The organism is Filimonas effusa (assembly GCF_004118675.1).
GTDB lineage: Bacteria > Bacteroidota > Bacteroidia > Chitinophagales > Chitinophagaceae > Filimonas > Filimonas effusa.
On sequence record NZ_SDHZ01000001.1, the window covers coordinates 2,054,260 to 2,074,050 of the forward strand.

Annotated in this window: 23 protein-coding genes; 14 read left to right on the plus strand and 9 right to left on the minus strand. The window is 45.5% G+C overall.

The window, feature by feature from the left end:
* Positions 1 to 43: 43 nt before the first annotated feature.
* The 3 genes from ESB13_RS07615 to ESB13_RS07625 form a co-directional block, all read right to left on the minus strand.
* Positions 44 to 454 carry a hypothetical protein gene (locus ESB13_RS07615; protein ID WP_129002409.1) on the minus strand — a complete coding sequence of 137 codons (411 nt, stop codon included), beginning with the start codon at positions 452 to 454 and terminating at the stop codon, positions 44 to 46.
* A 125-nt stretch (positions 455 to 579) separates the two neighbouring features.
* Complete coding sequence (locus tag ESB13_RS07620) at positions 580 to 1,578, minus strand: aldo/keto reductase (RefSeq protein ID WP_129002410.1); 999 nt, start codon at positions 1,576 to 1,578, stop codon at positions 580 to 582.
* A gap of 47 nt (positions 1,579 to 1,625) precedes the next feature.
* On the minus strand, positions 1,626 to 2,783 hold the full coding sequence (locus ESB13_RS07625) for a homogentisate 1,2-dioxygenase (protein WP_129002411.1): 1,158 nt from the start codon (positions 2,781 to 2,783) through the stop codon (positions 1,626 to 1,628).
* Positions 2,784 to 3,019: 236 nt separating this feature from the next.
* Between ESB13_RS07625 and ESB13_RS07630 the strand changes: the two genes are divergently transcribed.
* Positions 3,020 to 3,424, plus strand: coding sequence for an NUDIX hydrolase (locus tag ESB13_RS07630; protein WP_129002412.1), 405 nt, complete (start codon positions 3,020 to 3,022; stop codon positions 3,422 to 3,424).
* A gap of 2 nt (positions 3,425 to 3,426) precedes the next feature.
* A complete protein-coding gene (locus ESB13_RS07635) occupies positions 3,427 to 3,930 on the plus strand; it encodes a metallophosphoesterase family protein (RefSeq protein ID WP_129002413.1) in 504 nt (167 codons plus the stop codon).
* A gap of 33 nt (positions 3,931 to 3,963) precedes the next feature.
* Here ESB13_RS07635 and ESB13_RS07640 read toward each other — a convergent pair whose 3' ends face one another.
* Positions 3,964 to 6,840 (minus strand): DEAD/DEAH box helicase, encoded by a 2,877-nt coding sequence (locus ESB13_RS07640; protein ID WP_129002414.1) that lies wholly within the window; start codon positions 6,838 to 6,840, stop codon positions 3,964 to 3,966.
* Between the two features lie 99 nt (positions 6,841 to 6,939).
* Positions 6,940 to 7,392 carry a hypothetical protein gene (locus ESB13_RS07645; RefSeq protein WP_129002415.1) on the minus strand — a complete coding sequence of 151 codons (453 nt, stop codon included), beginning with the start codon at positions 7,390 to 7,392 and terminating at the stop codon, positions 6,940 to 6,942.
* A 163-nt stretch (positions 7,393 to 7,555) separates the two neighbouring features.
* On the opposite strand from ESB13_RS07645, the gene ESB13_RS07650 reads away from it, so the two are divergent.
* From ESB13_RS07650 to ESB13_RS07690, 9 genes are all read left to right on the plus strand, one after another.
* On the plus strand, positions 7,556 to 8,368 hold the full coding sequence (locus ESB13_RS07650; protein WP_164974126.1) for a tetratricopeptide repeat protein: 813 nt from the start codon (positions 7,556 to 7,558) through the stop codon (positions 8,366 to 8,368).
* 57 nt (positions 8,369 to 8,425) lie between these two features.
* A complete protein-coding gene (gene rpe, locus ESB13_RS07655; RefSeq protein WP_129002417.1) occupies positions 8,426 to 9,091 on the plus strand; it encodes a ribulose-phosphate 3-epimerase in 666 nt (221 codons plus the stop codon).
* A 212-nt stretch (positions 9,092 to 9,303) separates the two neighbouring features.
* Positions 9,304 to 10,287: a PhoH family protein gene (locus ESB13_RS07660; RefSeq protein WP_129002418.1), complete on the plus strand. Its 984-nt coding sequence runs from the start codon at positions 9,304 to 9,306 to the stop codon at positions 10,285 to 10,287.
* Between the two features lie 5 nt (positions 10,288 to 10,292).
* Entirely contained in the window at positions 10,293 to 10,970 is a 678-nt protein-coding gene (locus tag ESB13_RS07665) for a C40 family peptidase (protein WP_164974127.1), read from the plus strand.
* 58 nt (positions 10,971 to 11,028) lie between these two features.
* Positions 11,029 to 11,514: an Rv0361 family membrane protein gene (locus ESB13_RS07670; protein ID WP_129002420.1), complete on the plus strand. Its 486-nt coding sequence runs from the start codon at positions 11,029 to 11,031 to the stop codon at positions 11,512 to 11,514.
* A gap of 13 nt (positions 11,515 to 11,527) precedes the next feature.
* Entirely contained in the window at positions 11,528 to 11,935 is a 408-nt protein-coding gene (locus tag ESB13_RS07675) for a hypothetical protein (protein ID WP_129002421.1), read from the plus strand.
* 91 nt (positions 11,936 to 12,026) lie between these two features.
* Positions 12,027 to 12,578, plus strand: coding sequence for an inorganic diphosphatase (locus ESB13_RS07680; RefSeq protein WP_129002422.1), 552 nt, complete (start codon positions 12,027 to 12,029; stop codon positions 12,576 to 12,578).
* Positions 12,579 to 12,653: 75 nt separating this feature from the next.
* Complete coding sequence (locus ESB13_RS07685) at positions 12,654 to 13,493, plus strand: sulfite exporter TauE/SafE family protein (protein ID WP_129002423.1); 840 nt, start codon at positions 12,654 to 12,656, stop codon at positions 13,491 to 13,493.
* A 4-nt stretch (positions 13,494 to 13,497) separates the two neighbouring features.
* The gene (locus ESB13_RS07690; RefSeq protein WP_129002424.1) at positions 13,498 to 13,890 is read left to right on the plus strand and encodes a DUF1634 domain-containing protein; all 393 of its coding nucleotides are present in this window, start codon (positions 13,498 to 13,500) and stop codon (positions 13,888 to 13,890) included.
* A 302-nt stretch (positions 13,891 to 14,192) separates the two neighbouring features.
* Here the strand turns inward: ESB13_RS07690 and ESB13_RS07695 are convergent, their stop codons facing one another.
* Positions 14,193 to 14,960, minus strand: a complete 768-nt coding sequence (locus tag ESB13_RS07695) for a C40 family peptidase (protein WP_129002425.1) — start codon at positions 14,958 to 14,960, stop codon at positions 14,193 to 14,195.
* Positions 14,961 to 15,191: 231 nt separating this feature from the next.
* On the opposite strand from ESB13_RS07695, the gene ESB13_RS07700 reads away from it, so the two are divergent.
* Both ESB13_RS07700 and ESB13_RS07705 read left to right on the plus strand, forming a co-directional pair.
* Positions 15,192 to 15,761 (plus strand): RNA polymerase sigma factor, encoded by a 570-nt coding sequence (locus tag ESB13_RS07700; protein ID WP_129002426.1) that lies wholly within the window; start codon positions 15,192 to 15,194, stop codon positions 15,759 to 15,761.
* The gene (locus ESB13_RS07705; protein WP_129002427.1) at positions 15,761 to 16,090 is read left to right on the plus strand and encodes a hypothetical protein; all 330 of its coding nucleotides are present in this window, start codon (positions 15,761 to 15,763) and stop codon (positions 16,088 to 16,090) included. Before ESB13_RS07700 ends, ESB13_RS07705 begins: the two co-directional genes overlap by 1 nt.
* Positions 16,091 to 16,092: 2 nt before the next feature.
* On the opposite strand, the gene ESB13_RS07710 is transcribed toward ESB13_RS07705, so the two are convergent.
* The 3 genes from ESB13_RS07710 to ESB13_RS07720 all read right to left on the minus strand — a co-directional run bounded on the left by ESB13_RS07710 (position 16,093) and on the right by ESB13_RS07720 (position 18,796).
* Positions 16,093 to 16,566, minus strand: a complete 474-nt coding sequence (locus tag ESB13_RS07710) for a nucleoside deaminase (protein ID WP_129002428.1) — start codon at positions 16,564 to 16,566, stop codon at positions 16,093 to 16,095.
* Positions 16,567 to 16,671: 105 nt separating this feature from the next.
* Positions 16,672 to 17,925 carry a methionine adenosyltransferase gene (gene metK, locus ESB13_RS07715; RefSeq protein WP_129002429.1) on the minus strand — a complete coding sequence of 418 codons (1,254 nt, stop codon included), beginning with the start codon at positions 17,923 to 17,925 and terminating at the stop codon, positions 16,672 to 16,674.
* 52 nt (positions 17,926 to 17,977) lie between these two features.
* Positions 17,978 to 18,796 (minus strand): glycogen/starch synthase, encoded by an 819-nt coding sequence (locus ESB13_RS07720; protein ID WP_129002430.1) that lies wholly within the window; start codon positions 18,794 to 18,796, stop codon positions 17,978 to 17,980.
* Positions 18,797 to 18,906: 110 nt separating this feature from the next.
* On the opposite strand from ESB13_RS07720, the gene panC reads away from it, so the two are divergent.
* Complete coding sequence (panC, locus tag ESB13_RS07725; protein WP_129002431.1) at positions 18,907 to 19,764, plus strand: pantoate--beta-alanine ligase; 858 nt, start codon at positions 18,907 to 18,909, stop codon at positions 19,762 to 19,764.
* The last annotated feature ends 27 nt before the right edge of the window (positions 19,765 to 19,791 follow it).

A 19,791-nucleotide genomic window follows, 5' to 3' on the forward strand; every position in this document is an offset into this window, starting at 1 on the left:
CGGCCGCAGGGCCGGGATTCATCTTATACTTGAATACATTATCTTATACCATCACCTCACGCGTTAAATGAACCTTCGTCATCTGCAGATAATGATTCTGCAACTGGTGAATATAATGAACATCAGGATGGTGACGCCGGTCCTCACGATACCAGATATCCAATGTCGAAAAATCATTTTTCGCTGCAATAAGCAAACGAAAAGATCCCTTCTTATACTTTACAGAACCATCGGGCAACTCTTCTTTGATGAAGTTCAGCCACAACAGACTTTCATCATTAATAGGAATCGGGTAAAGATGTTCCTGTTCATACCAGAACTCCTGGACATCAGTTTCAACGCAAACTCGTTTATCGTCCGCATTGCTGATGCCTGTGATCTCCCCCATACGACGCTGACCCTCGTACTCAGCAATCACGAAGTCGCCGTGTTTCAGTTCATTAATTTTTACCATATGACAGTGCTTTAATTGATTAGTAATTTACTAAATCTTTTACAACATTCCTGCCATAATAGAATCCACAGTCTATAACGCTTCCGGCAAGAAACTCCGTTGCGCTCACTTTTTGATATTGAGCACTACAACTCCTCAAGCTGAAGGCCCGACAACTGATCATTAATGAACATTATTTCTTCAGGCTTTAATACTACCTCGCCCGCACGCGCATTCTGTATGGCCTGCGAAGCATCACGCGCACCAACCAAAGCAACCGTAATACCAGGCTGCTGAATGGTCCACGCAATCACCAGTTGCGATAACGAAGCCCCCTTACTCTCAGCCAAAGGTTGAATCTTTGCCAGGAAAGAATTGATCTTCAATATATTGACATCCGTATAAAAACGATTGCCAGCCCGGGTATCCCCTTCACCAAAAACATGGCCAGGCCTGATTTTTCCGGTTAACAATCCTCTTTGCAGGGGGCTATACGCAATAATCGACTTTTTATGATCCTGGCAATAAGGCACCAGCTCTTTCTCTATATCCCTGAGCACCATACTGTAGGGTACCTGGTTCGATGCCAGTGAATAGGTCTGGGCCGCTTCTTCCATTTGGGCAGCAGCATAGTTACAAACCCCACCCGCCCTTATCTTGCCTTGCTCCTGCAATATGGCAAGCGCTTCCATTGTTTCGGAGATCGGAGTCGTAGGGTCCGCCCAATGTATTTGAAAAAGATCAATATAATCTGTCCCCAGCCGGCGCAAACAATTCTCACATTCCTCTATCACACTTTCTTTACCGGCATAGCGGTAAATATCGATGGCATTGTCATTGTTGTCCTTACTGTTAAAGAAAAATTCTCCTTTTTTCAAATCCCAGCGTAAACCAAACTTGGTGAGGATCTGCACTTTATCGCGCGGTAGTTGCTTTAAAGCTTCACCAATGATTTCTTCGCTCAACCCCTGGCCGTATGCCGGTGCCGTATCAATAGATGTGACACCGTTGTCATAGGAAGCACGGATCGCCTCAAGGGCATCTTTTCTTTCTGCACCTCCCCACATCCAGCCCCCTATAGCCCACGCTCCAAATGTTATTGCCGACACTTCCACTCCTGAATCACCCAATTGCCTGTATTCCATGATTTAGATTTTATATGACGAATAGATGCAATATACCACTCTTCCCCCTATTCCGCCCAGCTCATAGTATAACCACCATTCTCTATGGCCAGGGCCTGTACTGTTAATTTAAGAGGGTGAAAGGTATCAACCATAACAGCCAGTTCCTTGGTTTCCTTTGCACCAATACTTTTTTCAACAGCGCCGGGATGCGGACCATGTGGAATGCCACCAGGATGTAAGGTGATCATTCCCTTGGTAACATGTTTCCTGCTCATAAAATCGCCATCAACATAATACAATACCTCGTCGCTGTCTATATTACTGTGATTGTAAGGCGCCGGAACAGACTGCGGATGATAATCATATAAACGAGGTACAAAACTGCATACCACAAAATTGTTCGCCTCAAAGGTCTGATGCACAGGTGGCGGCTGATGTACTCTTCCCGTAATAGGTTCAAAGTCATGAATGCTGAAAGCAAAAGGATAACAACAACCATCCCACCCTATCACATCAAATGGATGATAAGCATAATGAAGATGATACATCCTCCCCTGCTTTTTCACTTTGATGACAAAGTCACCCTGCTCATCAAAGGTTACAAGGTGTTGCGGGGCGCGGACATCCCTTTCACAAAAGGGTGAATGCTCCAGAAGCTGGCCATAATGACTAAGATAACGTTTCGGAAACCTGATAGGACTAAAGCTCTCCACTATGAACAGCCGGTTGTCAGTGCTCTCGAAAACAACCTGGTAAATCGTACCCCGTGGAATCACCAGGTAATCACCATATGAGAAAGCAAGTTCTCCATATTGCGTCAACAGCTTGCCATTGCCCTTATGTATAAAGATCATTTCATCGGCATCGGCATTTTTATAAAAATAGCCTTCCATACTTTGCTGTGGCGCAGCAAGTACGATATGACAATCATTGTTCACCAGAACAGGCACCCTGCTTTGCAGAAAATCAGCATGCGGCGCAATCTTAAAACCTTCAAGACTGCGATGTTTCAGCATTTTTTCTTCGGCAACCTGTGGCATAACATCATATGGTTCTTCTGCGCGGGTGATGGCTGTTGGCGGATGACAATGATATAATAAAGAATAATCACTGCTAAAGCCTTCGGTACTGAAAAGCTGTTCTGCATATAATGAACCATCGGGACGGCGGAATTGGGTATGACGTTTATGTGGAACGTTTCCCAGCTTATGATAATAGGGCATGATTAAAGAATAAATGATGATAGATAATAGACAATAAAGGCAGCCTTGATTTAGTATCAGCTAAAACAAGAACGCGTTACATAAGGAATTTGCTGGATAAGGAAAGATCAAGCGAAGCCTGCAGGAAAGCATACTTCCAGCGGCGCTTATCTATCCAATAGGTAAAGTTTCGATAGAAAGGCATAATTTGGCAATCGTTACAGGAACTAAGATAGTCATTATTCAGAATAGTTAAGATGAAAGAGATCAGATGCGCAGGGCTTATAGTCGTTAAAGACCGGCAGTTGTTATTGGCATTCAGTAAAAACAAACAAGCCTGGTATTTGCCAGGCGGAAAACTGGACGCAGGCGAAACCGCCGAAGCAGCCCTGACACGCGAAGTACAGGAGGAATTGAATATTGTTATCCCTGCCGGCGAATTACAATGGTATTATCATATTACGGCGCCCGCCTTCGGGGAAAACAACCTGCAAATGAAACAGGATTGTTTCATTCATGAATTAAAACAGGAACCGGTGCCCTCTGCCGAAATTGGAGCCATCCGGTATTTCAGCCGTGAAAGCTATAAACAGGAACAACACCAGGTCCCGGGTGTTTTACTGGCTTTTGAACAATTAAAGAAAGATAACCTGGTCGATTAGTTATGACACGGATAGGTTTAATATCAGATACACATCACTGGCTTGACGAAGCAGTGTTCAAACATTTTGAGAACACGGATGAAATATGGCATGCAGGAGACTTTGGCACGTCGGAAATTTCCGATGCACTAAAAGCTTTCAGACCGTTGCGTGGTGTGTATGGCAATATCGATGGCCGCGATATCCGCTCCGAATTCCCGGAAGACCTGATCTTCAGCTGCGAAAAGGTGAAGGTCTTTATGAAGCATATTGGAGGCTACCCCAACAAATATGCGCCGGGTGTGCGCAACACCATCCTGCGCGAACGCCCGCAAATGTTTATCAGCGGGCATTCACATATTCTAAAGGTCATGTTCGACCCTAAATTGCAGTGTTTACATATGAACCCGGGCGCCGCAGGTAAACAAGGCTGGCATAAGGTGCGCACGCTTATCCGGTTCGCCATCGATGGCAGCGACATTAAGAATTGCGAGGTGATAGAACTGGGCGGCAGCAAAGATCTGTAAACATCCGGCCACAATACCCATTCAACCGCTTTCTTAGCTGAACAGGAAGCTCACATCTTCTTCAGTCAATGATTTTACAAAACCTTCGTCTTCTATCACCAGCGCCCCTGCCAGTTGCTGCTTTTTCTGCTGTAACTGTATGATCCGCTCTTCAATGGTGTCTTTACAGATCATTTTATAGGCAAACACGTTTTTGGTCTGGCCTATTCTGTGCGCACGGTCTATGGCTTGCTGCTGAACCGCCGTATTCCACCAGGGATCGAAAAGGAATACATAGTCGGCTGCTGTCAGGTTAAGACCGGCATTACCCGCTTTAAGGCTTATAAGGAATACATTTACCTTGTTGTCGGGCTGCTGAAAATTATTAGCCATCTCGGCGCGCTGGGCAGGTGGCGTTTGTCCGTCAAAATGATAGTAGGTAATACCCTCTTCACGAAATGCATCGGCAAGCAGGTTAAGCATAGAAGCAAACTGCGAGAATACCAGTACTTTATGATCTTTAAGATTGTTGGTAAGCTCCTCGATAAGCAAACTTGTCTTGATCGATTCGGTACAATTATGCTGCTGATCTTCAGGCAGTAACAACGGACTGTTACAAAGTTGCCTCAAGCGCAACATGCCCTGTAACAAAGCCATGGTGCTCTTACCCAATCCATCTTTTTCTATTTCCAGGAAAACGGAACTTTTTATACTTTCCCTTATTTCATCATACAAAGCTTTTTGTTCCGGCTTCATGGTACACCACAACACCATTTCTGTCTTGGGAGGCAGATCTGATGCCACCTGCTGTTTGGTTCTGCGTAACAGAAACGGAGAGGTTAGTTTATGTAAAGCCTTGATTTTTACTTCATCCTGCAGCCTGTCGATAGCATCGGCATATTCACGTTTAAAAAATTCACGGTTGCCAAACATGCCTGGAAGCAGGAAGCTCATCTGCGCATACAGGTCAAAAGTATTGTTCATTACAGGCGTACCGCTGAGGGCAAGACCAAATCCCGCCTGCAATTGGTTGACGGCGCGTGTAATTTGCGCCGAAGGGTTCTTGATATGATGGCTTTCATCAAGCGCCACCACATCAAAGGCTTGCTCCTGCAGAGCATCTATATCCGCACGAACAGTACCATAGCTGGTGATAAGCACCTGGATGTTTTTCTGGCGGATGTGCTGCAATTGCCTTCCCGGGCCATAATGCACCGCAGAACGCAGATGCGGAGCAAACTTCTTTAACTCCTGCTGCCAGTTGAATAACAGGGAAGAAGGGCAGATGATAAGATGCCTTGCATGAGGTTTATGCTGCGTTTGCCAGGCAAGGAAACAAATTGTCTGTAATGTTTTACCAAGCCCCATATCATCGGCTAAACAGGCCCCTGCACCCGCTGCTGCCAGTAATGCCAGCCATTCGTAACCTTTCTGCTGGTAAGGACGCAAAGTTGCATTAATGCCCTGCGGAAGCGGGTATACCGGGGCTGGCGACTGTTGCCACCTCTCCCACTGCTGCCACCAGCCGGCATCGATAACAGGCTTAAGTACCTGCCGGTCTTCGGGTACATGCTGCTCGCTGAAAGCAAGCCAGCGCGATACCGTTACCGTATTCTTTACCACTTTGCCATGCTTGAGCAGCATACTGTATTGCTGCAACCACTCGTCATCCAGCACACCCAGGGAAGTATCTTTCAGTAACACCATATGCTGACCAGCATACAGCAGCTTCTGCAACTCTGAAAGCGCAATTTCTTCTTTGCCAAAACGCACCGACAACTGTACGGTTACTGTATTGTTTTCCTTGTTGGTGATAGTACTGGTAGTTGCTACCTTAAAAGAAGAATAGCGGAAATGCTGGAGCATATCCATGCCCGCCACCTCAACATCCAGCTCAAGCAAACGATGATAAACCTTTAAAAACCATTGCTTTTTGCGAGCCTCATCAAATGAAATATAATAATACCCGTTACGCTGGCGGGCGAAGCTCTCGTGCATGCTTTCCAGGAGCTGGATAAAAGCAGTTTCCGCAGCTTTGTTGCGTAATACCTGCCTGGTTTGCCCGTTTATAGTAACGCTCATAGCTGCCGTCCACGGACCATCTGCCGTAAAATCATCATACAGCCATTGCGGGGTAAACACCAGGTACGAGGGATGTATTTCACTGAGTACCACTCTATTGCGTGGTATTATTTCCACTTTTTCACCCGTTTGCAGCAGGTTGCGTTTAACGGTATAATTGTCCTGGAGCCGGGTTAACACATTTTCTTCAAAGGCCGCCCTGCCGTTGACCGAGGCCTTTTGAGGCATTAGTTTCAGCCATTCCAGGGTCTGGTAATCGGTATAAGTGAGTAAGAAATATTCTCCGCCCGTTTCCACAAGAAACTGATGACGGTTAAAATGATCGAGCGGCAGACGGCTGCCGTTCATGAACACGAACGATCGTAATAGGAGTTCGTTTTCTTCATTTTCTGTAACCTCGAACTGTAACATCGGCCGTAACGGGCTAAAGCTGCAGGGAGCAGACTGTAGATTGCCGTTCTCTGTCTGTATTTTATGATACCACTTTACCTGTGCAGCCTGTGACTTCAGCGGTTCAAAAAGCTCACAGAGACGACGGGTGATGGCTTTCTGAAAAAAGACTTCATAAGGTTCCGTATTTCCTGCCGGCAGCTTATCAAACTTTATTCTAATAGCTGCTTTGCTGTCACGTACCCCTTCACGGGTGAAGCAAACCAGCGCTTCTTTAGCAGGTTTCGACAAGTGGGAATAATAATCCTTTATTTCCTGCAGGTCGGGCTTACAGGCTATATAGTCTGTTTTTCCTTTTTCCTTGATGATATGCAGCGACTCCACTACCTGGTGATCGGTTAGCATACGGTGAGGAGAGAGTAATAATACCGTCTTATGATCGTTCTGAGATACAGCCATGAGAATAAAAGCTGCGAAAATAAGGAATAGAAAAAAGCAGCCCGGTATCGGGCTGCTTCTTTTTTATTGCCTTAAGGCGGAATTTGAATTTTATTTCTTCTATGGCATCAATGACCTGCCTACCACCTCGCGGAAAGGCCAGGGTATTACCGCCATAAGCACCACCAGCGCGAGAGTGAACAGTATTGCCGCCTTTTTGTGTTTGGCAGCGTCAGGAATAGCTTTGCGCGCTACACCTTTGCCTATGGTGATAAGCACAATCGCAATAACGGTTCCAAGTGGGTGCTCTACAAGGTAAAAACGCCAGAAAGCGTCTTTCATCACACTTGTCCCCTCAGGAACATTCATCCAGCCAAAACGGCCGAAAATAACCTGGTAAAGACCTATCAGCAGGGTAGTATGCGCCGAGATCATCAGAAACAGCCCCAGCTTTTTATCAGCGGCGGTATATGGCTTATTCAAGGCAGAGAAATGACGCACAATATTTACCACGAGTAAAATCAGGATCACCCAACGGAGAAAACTATGCAAGTGTAGCAGTCCTATTTCCATAATTCATCATTTTAAGGCAAAGTAATTGGGGAAAAGGGAAAAAACCAAAATAGATGACAGATCGTGGAACAACCGCATGACCAGAATACAGGCAAAAAGAAACTGGGAGGGTGAAAATGGGGAGTTTTTGGCGGAATACGGCAGGGGCCATTACATTTGTGTTATGAAAAAAGCGGTAGGAGTTATTGCCCTCTTTGGTTTTATGACACTGAATACAGGATGCGGCAGCAATGGTAAAGAAGAACAGCAAACCGAAAATAACGACGCCTTGCCGGCAGCCGTGGAAAAAATGCAGGCGGCGGTAAAACAAAAACCCGACAGCACAGGCTTAAGGCTCCGGCTGGTGGATATGCTTGATAGCATAGGACATTATAAGGAAGCAGCCGCAGAAATGGACAGCCTGCTCGTTAAAGACAGCTCCAACTATGGCCTCTGGTTTACCAAGGCACAGGTCCTCGAACACAGCGGAGACACTACAGGCGCGATAAAAGGCTATTCAAACGCCATCAGGATCTATGCAGCACCCGATGCCCTGTTATCCCTGGCGAATTTATATGCCGAGAAAAAAGACAAAAGAACGCTTGATGCGCTGGCTACCGTACAACAAATGCGGCTGGGACGCGAAACCGACGCCAATTGCGCCTTTATAGCAGGTGTTTATTACGCAAGAACAGGAAATGCCGCCGCCGCACTGGAACAGTTCGATAACTGTATCGCCAACAACTACACTTACATGGAAGCTTATATCGAAAAAGGCATGCTCTATTTCGACCGTAAAGAATATAAACAGGCAATGGAAGTATTCCGGTTCGCCTCCACTGTAAATACGCTCTATGCCGATGCCTATTACTACCAGGCCAGGTGTTACGAAATGATGGGACAGAAAGACAGCGCCATTCTGCGCTTTAAACAGTCTCTGAGCCTCGACAAAGGATTGAAAGAAGCCCGGGCAGGACTGAAAAGACTGGGAGAATAGTAATAAATGGTGGTATCATATTTTTAGATCTCAATACAAACAGATAATTATTATACGATGGCCATAATAGCACCTTCTCTCCTGGCAGCCGATTTCCTGAGGCTGTGGGATGAGTGTAAGATGATTAATGAAAGTGAAGCTGAATGGTTTCACCTCGATGTAATGGATGGCAGATTTGTGCCTAATATCAGCTTTGGACTGCCGGTGATAGAACATATCCGCAAAACCACAAAAAAGGAATGCGATGTTCACCTGATGATAGTAGAGCCTGAAAAATATACCACTGCATTTAAAGAAGCGGGCGCTGATAGGTTAACCGTGCATTATGAAGCCTGCACACACCTGCACCGTAACGTGGAAATGATCCGCCAGCTTGGTATGAAGGCAGGCGTCGCCCTTAATCCGCATACACCCGTTCTCTTGCTGAAAGAAATACTCCCCTATATCGACCAGGTGTGTATCATGAGCGTAAACCCCGGCTTTGGTGGCCAGCAGTTCATCCCTACCTCGTTGAAAAAGATAGCTGAATTAAAACAAATGATCCGGGAAAGCGGCTACCCCGTACTTATACAGGTAGATGGCGGCGTATCCGTAAATAATGCAGCAGCCTTGGTTAACGCAGGGGCCGATGTACTGGTGGCAGGCAGCAACGTGTTTAAAGCCGAAAACCCCACTGCTGCTATAGCACAGTTAAAAAAGGCAGGGAGTTTTTCAGAAGTTTAACCAGCGGTTTTGTTCAGGATTAACAGGCTGTTAATTTCCACAAGCTGTGCATAACATCTGTTGGAAATGGATGGTATTAAAGTTAAATTTGGATACACACGCAACCGTACTCCGAAAACAAGAACAGAATGAAAGATCTGTCAATTGTTATATTGTAGCCGGCATTGAATTTGGAGTATCTCTTTTACATTGTTCACCCAAAAGTGAGTACCTTGACAGAAACCATCATCAACCTGGACACCGTGAATCCAATAGAATTTTTTGGTGTCAACAACCGGAAGCTGGACCTGCTAAAGAAGAAATTTCCGCTGTTAAAGATCCTGTCCAGAGGAACACAAATTAAATTAAGCGGAGCTCCTGAGCATATCGAAACAGCCAAGGAAAAGATCGACCTCATCGTACAGTACATGGAACGTAATGGCGATTTGAGCGCGAATTATTTTGAACAGATCTTAGGAGGCGATGATGCTGAGATCATCGACAATTTTGTAGAAAAAAATCCCAATGACATCCTGGTATTCGGGCCTAACGGAAAAACAGTAAGGGCCCGTACAGCTAACCAGAAACGCATGGTACAGGCTGCCGACCGCAACGACATCGTTTTTGCCATTGGACCCGCAGGTACAGGTAAAACCTATACCGCAGTAGCGTTGGCAGTGCGTGCGTTGAAAAACAAAGTGGTTAAGAAAATTATTTTAACACGCCCCGCCGTAGAAGCAGGTGAAAGTCTCGGCTTCCTGCCCGGCGACCTGAAAGAAAAGATCGACCCATACCTGAGGCCTTTATATGATGCGCTGGACGACATGATCCCCGCAGATAAACTGGGATATTATATGAGCACCCGCACCATAGAAATTGCTCCGCTGGCTTATATGCGCGGCCGTACACTCGACAACGCCTTTATCATCCTCGATGAGGCGCAGAATACAAATGATCTGCAATTAAAGATGTTCCTGACCCGTATTGGAGCCAACGCAAAAGCGATCATCACCGGTGACCCCACACAGATCGACCTGCCTAAAAACCAGCGCAGCGGCCTTGAAAAGGCAACCCGGATCCTGCGGAATATCGATGGTATCGCTCATATCGAACTCGACGAAGAAGACGTGGTACGGCACAGGCTCGTAAAAGCAATCATCAAAGCGTACGACAAGGAGAAAGAAAAAGAAGAAACCAGGTACTCGCATTCCTCATGATTATTATGAATGTATCGTTTATTAAAAAGAGGTGGCTGTTAAGCTGCCTCTTTGCTTTTGCCTGTAGTGCCTGTAACCCCTATAGTACGGCTTCAGACAACACACAACAGCTGCAGCTGGCAGAATGGAAGGCCGCCAGGCAAAAACATTCGCTGGAATGTATCGATTCTGCCCGTTTGATCCTGAAAGACGGCGATATTATCACCCGTACAGGCAACGACTTCACCAGCCAGGGCCTACGGCAGCTTTGCCAGTTGGATGCCACCTACTCGCATTGTGGTATTGTAAGCATCTCCGATAGTAATATTTATGTCTACCACGCATTGGGCGGCGAGATCAACCCCGATCAGAAACTGAAAAAAGAAACGCTCGGCAATTTTTGCGATGCCCTGGATAACCTGGGCTTCGGTGTGTTTCGCTTTCCCTTAACAGCAGATCAGAACGGAAAGCTGCACAAACTCCTCTCCCATCATTATGCCGCCGGACTGCCTTTTGATATGAAATTTGACCTGCACACCGATACTGCTATGTATTGCTCCGAATTTGTGTACAAAATGCTCGAACAGGCATCCGCCTACGGCTTCCGGTTCCGCAAAGATACCCTTAACGGCCTCGCCTATGTAGCTCCGGACCGCATTTTCCTGCACCCGCGCTGCAGCGAAATAAGAAGATATGTATATTAAGCATTCAGCTTTCTGTTTCCCGATGCAATGTTATATCTTGCCGGCATAAATTAATCTTATGAAGCAATTGTTCCTGTTATTCCTGGCCGGTTTTGTACTGGCAGGTATGGTTGGCTGTAAGTCAAACGGACCTGAAAACACCATTAAAAAGTTTTTCCACGCACTTGAAAACAAAGATTTCGCTGAAGCGAAAAAGTATGCCACCAAGGATAGCGAAACGCTGTTGAATATGCTGGCTTCTTTCCCGCAGCCTGCCGATTCTGCCAAGGCTAAAAAGGAGAAAAACGAAGAAATTAACGTTGCCAACGTAAAGATCAACGGCGACAATGCTACTGCTGAAGTAATCTCTAAAGACAAAAAAGCACCCGTTACCATTAGCCTCAAGAAAGAAGAAGGCCAGTGGAAAGTTGCTTTCGATAAAAGCTCCGTTATGAAAATGGCAATGGATGCCATGCCTCAAAACGGTGCTATGCCCCATGCAGCGCCTGAAGTTGGTATAGATTCAGCTGTTACGCTGCCAGCCCCTGTTGATTCCACTAAGTAATTACAACGGATTTATGCGTTTATTTCTAACCCTGATAGCGGTTGTGGTAACAGGTATTTCCTGCGGCTCCGGTAACGAGACGCAGGAACCTGCTACCAGCGCACTTGATGCCGGCCGCTCTTTTATCGACGACTGCCTCAAAGGCCGTTTCAAACAGGCAGCCTTTTATATGATAAAGGATGACGAGAATGTCGCCGGCCTGGCTAAACTCGAAGAAAGCTTCAACAGCAAAGGCAGCTCCGACAAAAGTCAGTACAAGCAGGCATCCATTATGATAGAGAACGTTGAAACTGTAAACGATAGCACAACAATCCTCAGTTACAGGAACTCGTTCGACCGCATAGCAAGAAAACTGAAAGTAATAAAGCGGCAGGAAACATGGTTAGTGGATTTCAAGTACACTTTTAGTGGAAATATGTAATATTGTATCAATACGCCCAGGATTTGAACTTTATTTTTGGTAATGGATAACCCATTACCTTTGCAACCTCTATAAAAATTTATCTTATCTTATGATGAATGTTCTGCATCCCTGGCATGGCGTTCCCTACGGCGACAACGCTCCTGAATATGTAAATGCGGTAATCGAAATATCGCAGGGCTCAAGAGCCAAGTACGAAATAGATAAAGCCAGTGGATTACTGAAGTTGGATCGTGTGATCTATTCTTCATTCCATTATCCTGTAAACTACGGTTTCATCCCCCAAAGCCTCGGCGACGATAAAGACCCGCTCGACATCCTCGTGATCACTTCTTTACCCGTACAGCCCCTGACGCTTATTGAGGCCAAAGTACTTGGTGTAATGCAAATGATCGACGGCGGCGACGGCGATGATAAGATCATTGCAGTAGCGGCAAAAGACCCAAGCGTAAACCATTATAACGATATTGATGAACTGCCTCCTCACTTCTTCAGTGAGTTACGCCATTTCTTCGAAGAGTACAAAACCTTGGAAAACAAGAGTGTACGTGTAGAAGATTTTGGCAATCAGGCAAAAGCCTTCCAAATCGTGGAACAGGCCATCTCCTTATACAGGGATACCTACGTTTCAAAAAAAGGGTAAGTTTTGCCCAACGGATACCGGATATGTCAGTCATAATCTTCAGCAGCGATTGACGCGTATAGAAAATTAACCATTATGACTCTACTGGTATTTCTACTGTGCATACTGGCAGCCTCGTATATCGCCGGCCTGCTCGGTTCTGTAACCGGACTGGGCGGCGGTGTGGTGATCATACCTTTCTTTACACTGGTACTCGACATCGACCTGCGCTATGCAATAGGTACTTCTCTTATAACGGCAATAGCTACCTCGTCGGGGTCGGCTATTGCCTACGTTAAAGAAGGCATTACCAATATCAGGCTCGGCATGTTCCTCGAAATAGCAACCACTGCCGGCGCCATCTGTGGCGCCGCACTTGCAATGTACACTCCTACCCATCTCATTTCTATCATTTACGGCATAGTGCTTATTGTTTCCGTATCACTTTCAGTACGCCGTCATGCCGGCCAGTCCGGTGATATTATTACCAACAAATGGGCAGAACGGTTTAAACTCAACAGCACCTATCCCGATGCATCGGGCAAACTGATCCCCTATGCAGTACACAAGGTACCGGGAGGCTTTATCGTCATGTGGCTGGCTGGCATCCTCTCAGGCTTACTGGGTATAGGATCCGGAGCTTTGAAGGTGGTAGCTATGGATACAATGATGAAGCTGCCTTTTAAAGTATCTACCACCACTAGTAATTTTATGATCGGCGTCACCGCCGCCGCCAGCGCTGGTGTTTACTTCTACCGCGGCTATATCAACCCCACGCTGTCGATGCCGGTGGTGCTGGGCGTATTGGCAGGCGCTTATACAGGCTCTAACGTACTGGCCAAAGTATCTCCTCAAAAATTAAAGATCATTTTTGCAGTGGTAGTAGGGCTACTGGCGCTCCAAATGATTTATAAAGGCTTTACGCATAGCATATAACTGTATGAACAAACCACCTGAAATAAAAAACCGCGACCTGCAGCTTACGCTGGGCAACTTGCTGCGTATTGGCGTTATTTTATCGGCATTACTGGTATTGGCCGGTGGCATCATTTATATCTTCCAGCAGGGCAACGGCCCACGCCCCCAGTACGTGTCGTTCACAGGCGAAAACAGTGAACTGCTGCAGCTTTCGGATATTCTTAAAGGTATGACACGCCTGCAAGGCGCTTCTATCATTCAGTTTGGCCTGATAGTGCTCATAGCCACACCCATCGCACGTATCGTGATCTCAGCTATCGGATTTGCACTGGAAAAAGATTACATGTACCTGGTAATTGCAGCCATTGTGCTCCTGATCATCCTGGTAAGCCTTTTTAGCGGGGTGGCAGGCTAGTGTTTTGTTCAACAGATCATTTTTTTACTTATTTTCGCACAAACTTAATAAGACAATGGTAGCTCAAAAATCAACTGGCAAGTACTGGTTCTGGTGTTTCTTTTGGTTAGCAATCCTGGTAGTTTTGATGATTGTTTACCGTGAATTTTTCTGGTTGGCATTACCGGGTACTATTACCTACTTCTGCAAAGCAATGAACCTGCTGGAAAATAACTAGCAGCTTACAACATATTAAAAAAGAAAGGCGCTTCAACTGTGAAGCGCCTTTCTTTTTTAATGTCCGGCATACGTTCACTGTCCTGTTATAATGTGTCAGTAACTCTTTTTATGATCCGCAGCCTATGCGTTCTCTCACCCGTATCCCCGTTCACGATTCCCTCATTGTCGATCTTATCAATACGCACTCTTCCCGACGCATGAATAATTTCATCACTGCTTAGTAAAATACCTACATGCGTGATCTTACCTTCCTCATTATCAAAAAAAGCCAGGTCACCGCAGCGGGCCTCCTGCAAAAAGCCTGTCACCTCCCCCTGCGTGGCCTGCTGTGAGGCATCTCTGAGCAAATGAATTCCGGCCATTTTATATACCTGCTGCGTAAAACCGCTGCAATCAATTCCAAAAGAACTTCTGCCACCCCATAAATAAGGCGCATTAAGAAAATTACGTGCAGTGGCAGTCAACGCTGCTGCATCAAATGAAAAAGGAGCAACACAACCATTACTCCCCATATACTTGAAATTATATTTACCCAGTTGCGTTGCTTCGTCATAAACAGGACTGGCAATCGATAAACGCACAACCGTCCCGTTCATTTCCATTACATCCGTGACCGATGTGGTATAACGCAAAGGTTGTAATGCAGCTGTAGCAGCCTCTACCGGCGTCAGCTGGCTGGCTTGGACCCATCCTTCATAGCCATCATACAGGCCACGGATCCGGGTAAAATCTTTTGTACTTTCTATCACTTCCGCAAATTCTCCCAGTAAAAGCTGGCTTACCATTTCCGATCGGTGCGAAGCAGTGGCTCTTACAGGGGCAGCGGCTACGATACAGACAACATGGGTCATATACTTGTTGATTTTGGGGGGCAAAAACATTAACTGCACTAAAAATAGTCCAATAAACAATTAATTCAAAAACAACGGCTGGCAACTGCTATGCTTTACGCTTCAACTCCCCTGAAATATATGGTCCGGAAAAACAGCACGCCTTATGGAAAAACGTCCAAAATGCATCTTAGGGATATACCGCCATGAGCAAACAGGTGGTTATCGAAATAATGTACTTACTTTGAAGCCGTGAATAAAGCAAGCCTTGCCCATATAAGTGACCAGGAATTACTTGACAGGTTCTATCAGTCAGGCGAAAACGAATGGCTTGGCTATCTACTGCAACGTTATACCATGTTATTGCTTGGGGTATGTATGAAATACCTGAAGAACGAGGAAGAAGCTAAAGATAGCGTACAGCAGGTGTTCCTCAAGGTGATCACGGAAATAAGAAAATATAAGGTCGAATATTTCAAAAGCTGGCTGTACATGGTAGCACGCAATCATTGCCTCATGCGCCTGCGCGATAAACACGGTAAAATCCCGCAGGAGCTCGATGAATCGATGATTGTTTCAGATACCTCTTCAGACAAAAGCAGCTTACAGGAAAAAGAACAGATCCTCGACCTTGTAAATACAGCATTACCCTTACTCAATAAAGAACAAAAAACCTGCGTAACTTTATTCTACCTGGAGAAAAAGTCGTACCAGGAGATCTGCGATATTACCGGTTATACCGCACTACAGGTGAAAAGCCATATACAGAACGGGAAACGGAATATTAAACTATTGGTAGAAAAGAAAATGAAAGAGAAATAATGGCTGACATCAAAGACATATTGAATGATGATCACGAAGAGTTGAATGAAGATGATCTGATGCAGTTCCTGCAAACGCCACAGGATATGGACTTTGCATTTTCTAACGACGCGCAGGAAGGACTGCAGTCGTTCAAAAGCAACGACAAAATGCAGCAATATGTGCTGCAGCTGAACCAGCAGTTACAGCAGCAGTTGCATCAACGGAAACAACATAAGGAAAAAAGAAAGATCCGGAATATCTCAGGGCCATTAATGGCAATGGTGGTTATACTCATCCTTTGCACCCTCGCCTATGTCATCATACACCTTTATTTCCGCAATAAATAGGCCTAATAAGCGGTTTTATCCTGCTTCTCAGCCCATTCCCTGAAAACCACCAGCGCCTCCTCTCTTCCCAGGTTACAAAGCTTAATAAGACGGCTGTCGAGCGGTAAGGCTAATTCAGTATAAATAAAAGAATCGTCAAAACCTGCAGTCGCAGCATCTTCACGTGTATTACCGAAATACACTTTCCTGGGACGGGCCCAGTAAATAGCGCCCATACACATGGGACAAGGCTCACATGAGGTATATATTTCACAGCCATCCAGCTGAAAAGTGCCCAGCCGGCTACAGGCATCGCGGATAGCAACTACTTCAGCGTGAGCCGTAGGATCATTGGTCGAAGTTACCCTGTTCCATCCTCTTCCAACAATCTCCTCCCCTTTAACAATAACACAGCCAAAAGGACCACCGTGCTGCAGTTGCATACCGTGGCGGGAAAGATGGATTGCCTCCTGCATGAATTTTTGCTCCCGGGTCATAATACGTAAAGATAGATAGTAGAATAATAGATAAGGCCGAAAAAGGGGTGTACAAGCCGTTTAAGCTGTACACCCCTTTTTTATAGTCGGTTTAACTGAAATGATCTATTTGATACCAAAAGCCTTTTTCACCTGCGGAACATAATCCAGTTTTTCCCAGGTAAAAAGTTCCACTCTTTTTTTGATGGTCTTGCCATCAGGAGTTTTGAATTCTTTGGTAACAGTCTGGCTCTTACGCCCCATATGACCATAAGCGGCAGTCTCGCTATAGATAGGGTTACGCAACTTCAAACGCTCTTCAATAAAGTAAGGACGCATATCAAAAATGCCTTCTACGATCTTGGCGATCTGGCCATCTGTCTTGTTTACCTTCGCAGTACCATAGGTATTTACATAAATGCTGGTAGGTTTAGCCACACCAATAGCATACGAAACCTGTACCAGAACTTCATCGCAAACACCGGCTGCTACCAGGTTTTTAGCGATATGACGGGTAGCATAGGCAGCAGAACGGTCTACTTTGCTTGGATCTTTACCACTGAAAGCACCACCGCCATGAGCGCCTTTACCACCATAAGTATCAACAATGATCTTACGGCCGGTTAAACCTGTATCACCGTGAGGACCACCAATTACAAATTTACCGGTAGGGTTGATATGATATTTGATCTTGCTGTTAAACAGGTGAGCGTATTTTTTATACTTAGCCTGAACGCGCGGGATCAGAATATTGATAATATCTTTTTTGATCTTCGCGAGCATCTTCTCTTCAGCAGCAAACTCGTCGTGCTGGGTAGATACAACGATAGCATCGATCCGGATCGGTTGGTTATTATCGTCATATTCCAGGGTCACCTGGCTTTTGGCATCGGGACGCAGGTAGGTGATTTCGCTGTTTTCACGACGTAAAGCAGCCAGCTCTTCCAGGATCTTATGCGCCAGATCTAATGCCAGAGGCATATAATCATTGGTTTCGTTGGTTGCATAACCAAACATCATTCCCTGGTCGCCGGCGCCCTGCTCCTCTTTTTTCTTACGCACAACGCCCTGGTTAATATCTGCAGATTGTTCATGAATAGCAGAGAGTACGCCACAGCTATTCGCTTCGAACATATATTCACTCTTGGTATAACCTATTTTACGGATAACGCCACGGGCAATTTCCTGTACGTCAAGATAGGCTTTGGACTTTACCTCTCCCGCCAATACCACCTGTCCGGTAGTTACAAGCGTTTCGCAGGCAACCTTGCTATCAGGATCAAAGGCCAGGAAATTATCAATTAAAGCATCGGATATCTGATCGGCTATTTTATCTGGGTGCCCCTCAGATACACTTTCAGAGGTAAACAAATAAGGCATTGTATAGAATTTAATGGTCGCAAATATAAATGTAAAGCCAATACAGCGCTAATTACTTGCCTGAGAGGTCGGTATAAAGGTCCAGGTATTCAGTTAGATCACTGTCCCAGCCTTTGAAAGGAATGACCTTTTTGCCCTTTACCTTGCTGAATTCGTCGACAAGCTTTTTGTCTACGGCGTCAGAACCAAAGCTGATAGCATCGGCATAAGCAGCCCCACCACGGAACATGGCTGTATTATCTGCCTCTTTAAAAGGCTCTACATCCTTATCCTTGATATTGGAATGGATAATAGCCTTTTCCGCAAAATCTTCACCTAATGACTCACCAAAAGTATTGGCTCCAATAGTGAACACAACTTTACTCTGCGAAAATACAGGCTCTTTTTTATAGGCAGTCTTGAGATACATCGGAATAAGACCCGTCATCCAGCCGCTGCAGTGGATAAGGTCCGGAGGCCAGCCGAATTTTTTAACGGTTTCCAGCGCTCCTTTGCAAAAGAATATGGCACGCAAACCATTGTCATCAAACCATTCTTCCTGGTCGTCGTGTAATACCTGCTTGCGCTTAAAGAAGTCTTCATTGTCCAGGAAATACACCTGAAGCCTGGCATTAGGCAGGGAAGCTACTTTAATCTGAAGAGGATAGTCATCATTGTCTACAGAAACATTAATACCAGATAAACGAACTACTTCATGCAACCGGTGCCTTCTTTCGTTGATGGTGCCAAAACGTGGCATGATACATCTTACTTCTAATCCGCTGTCGTTGCTTTTTATAGCCAGTTTATTCACTATCTCCGCAAATTCTGTCAGCTCCAAGTACGGTGACATCTCGGTGGCTATGAATAAAATTCTTTTCTTTGTTGACATTCTTAGAGAGAATTTAGGCTTAAAACCTTAAAAATTAGTGGGCAAAGGTACTAAAAACCGTTGGAAATTCAACTATAGCGTCCGGAACGCCCTTTTTAACGACACGAATTATGATTCTTTTTAAACAAGTAGCAGACTTACAGGCGGCACTTTCCACAGCCCGCCACGAGGGAAAAACCATTGGATTTGTACCTACCATGGGGGCCTTGCATGAGGGACATTTGTCCCTGCTGGAACTGGCACGCCATCAATACGATATTACAGTATGCAGCATCTTCGTAAACCCTACACAATTCAATGATCCTAAAGATTTTGAGAAATATCCGGTTACTACAGATGCCGATATCAGACTGCTGGAACAAGCCGGTATAAATATGCTGTTCCTGCCCGGTGTCTCGGAGATCTATCCCTCCGGAACAACCCCGGGTCATCACTACGATTTGGGCGAACTCGAAGGCTTACTCGACGGCGCCTACCGCCCCGGACATTTTCAGGGAGTTTGCCAGGTAGTACATCGTTTACTGGATATTGTACAGCCCAACGCACTGTTCCTGGGTCAGAAAGATTACCAGCAATGCCTGGTGCTGAAAAGAATGGTACAGCTCGAAAATATTCCCGTAGAAATAATAATGGCTCCCACACGCCGGGAAAAAGACGGACTGGCCTTAAGCAGCCGCAATATGCGCTTATCACCCGAAGCACGCGAAAAAGCCACTGCCTTGTATAAAGCACTGCAATATTTCGGAGAAAATATTACAGTTAAATCTATACAAGAGTTACGTCTTGAATCATCTGCTTTTCTGCTTAGAAATGACTTTGAAAAAGTGGACTATATCGAAGTCGCGGATGCTGGTTCTTTGTTGCCGGTAGAAGAAATTACACCTGGGCTTAAACTGGTTCTTTTAACAGCTGCCTTTATAGAGGGCGTACGTCTTATCGACAACCTCGAATGGACAGTAGCAGGTTGATTCGTTAAATCGTTTGTGATACTTCCG

What these genes read in the sequence shown, in the direction of transcription:
- ESB13_RS07615 (WP_129002409.1), bottom strand. Translation starts at nt 454, where the DNA reads ATGGTAAAAATTAATGAACTGAAACACGGCGACTTCGTGATTGCTGAG.
- ESB13_RS07620 (WP_129002410.1), bottom strand. Translation starts at nt 1,578, where the DNA reads ATGGAATACAGGCAATTGGGTGATTCAGGAGTGGAAGTGTCGGCAATA.
- ESB13_RS07625 (WP_129002411.1), bottom strand. Translation starts at nt 2,783, where the DNA reads ATGCCCTATTATCATAAGCTGGGAAACGTTCCACATAAACGTCATACC.
- ESB13_RS07630 (WP_129002412.1), top strand. Translation starts at nt 3,020, where the DNA reads ATGAAAGAGATCAGATGCGCAGGGCTTATAGTCGTTAAAGACCGGCAG.
- ESB13_RS07635 (WP_129002413.1), top strand. Translation starts at nt 3,427, where the DNA reads ATGACACGGATAGGTTTAATATCAGATACACATCACTGGCTTGACGAA.
- ESB13_RS07640 (WP_129002414.1), bottom strand. Translation starts at nt 6,840, where the DNA reads ATGGCTGTATCTCAGAACGATCATAAGACGGTATTATTACTCTCTCCT.
- ESB13_RS07645 (WP_129002415.1), bottom strand. Translation starts at nt 7,392, where the DNA reads ATGGAAATAGGACTGCTACACTTGCATAGTTTTCTCCGTTGGGTGATC.
- ESB13_RS07650 (WP_164974126.1), top strand. Translation starts at nt 7,556, where the DNA reads ATGAAAAAAGCGGTAGGAGTTATTGCCCTCTTTGGTTTTATGACACTG.
- rpe (WP_129002417.1), top strand. Translation starts at nt 8,426, where the DNA reads ATGGCCATAATAGCACCTTCTCTCCTGGCAGCCGATTTCCTGAGGCTG.
- ESB13_RS07665 (WP_164974127.1), top strand. Translation starts at nt 10,293, where the DNA reads ATGAATGTATCGTTTATTAAAAAGAGGTGGCTGTTAAGCTGCCTCTTT.
- ESB13_RS07670 (WP_129002420.1), top strand. Translation starts at nt 11,029, where the DNA reads ATGAAGCAATTGTTCCTGTTATTCCTGGCCGGTTTTGTACTGGCAGGT.
- ESB13_RS07675 (WP_129002421.1), top strand. Translation starts at nt 11,528, where the DNA reads ATGCGTTTATTTCTAACCCTGATAGCGGTTGTGGTAACAGGTATTTCC.
- ESB13_RS07680 (WP_129002422.1), top strand. Translation starts at nt 12,027, where the DNA reads ATGATGAATGTTCTGCATCCCTGGCATGGCGTTCCCTACGGCGACAAC.
- ESB13_RS07685 (WP_129002423.1), top strand. Translation starts at nt 12,654, where the DNA reads ATGACTCTACTGGTATTTCTACTGTGCATACTGGCAGCCTCGTATATC.
- ESB13_RS07690 (WP_129002424.1), top strand. Translation starts at nt 13,498, where the DNA reads ATGAACAAACCACCTGAAATAAAAAACCGCGACCTGCAGCTTACGCTG.
- ESB13_RS07695 (WP_129002425.1), bottom strand. Translation starts at nt 14,960, where the DNA reads ATGACCCATGTTGTCTGTATCGTAGCCGCTGCCCCTGTAAGAGCCACT.
- ESB13_RS07705 (WP_129002427.1), top strand. Translation starts at nt 15,761, where the DNA reads ATGGCTGACATCAAAGACATATTGAATGATGATCACGAAGAGTTGAAT.
- ESB13_RS07710 (WP_129002428.1), bottom strand. Translation starts at nt 16,566, where the DNA reads ATGACCCGGGAGCAAAAATTCATGCAGGAGGCAATCCATCTTTCCCGC.
- metK (WP_129002429.1), bottom strand. Translation starts at nt 17,925, where the DNA reads ATGCCTTATTTGTTTACCTCTGAAAGTGTATCTGAGGGGCACCCAGAT.
- ESB13_RS07720 (WP_129002430.1), bottom strand. Translation starts at nt 18,796, where the DNA reads ATGTCAACAAAGAAAAGAATTTTATTCATAGCCACCGAGATGTCACCG.
- panC (WP_129002431.1), top strand. Translation starts at nt 18,907, where the DNA reads ATGATTCTTTTTAAACAAGTAGCAGACTTACAGGCGGCACTTTCCACA.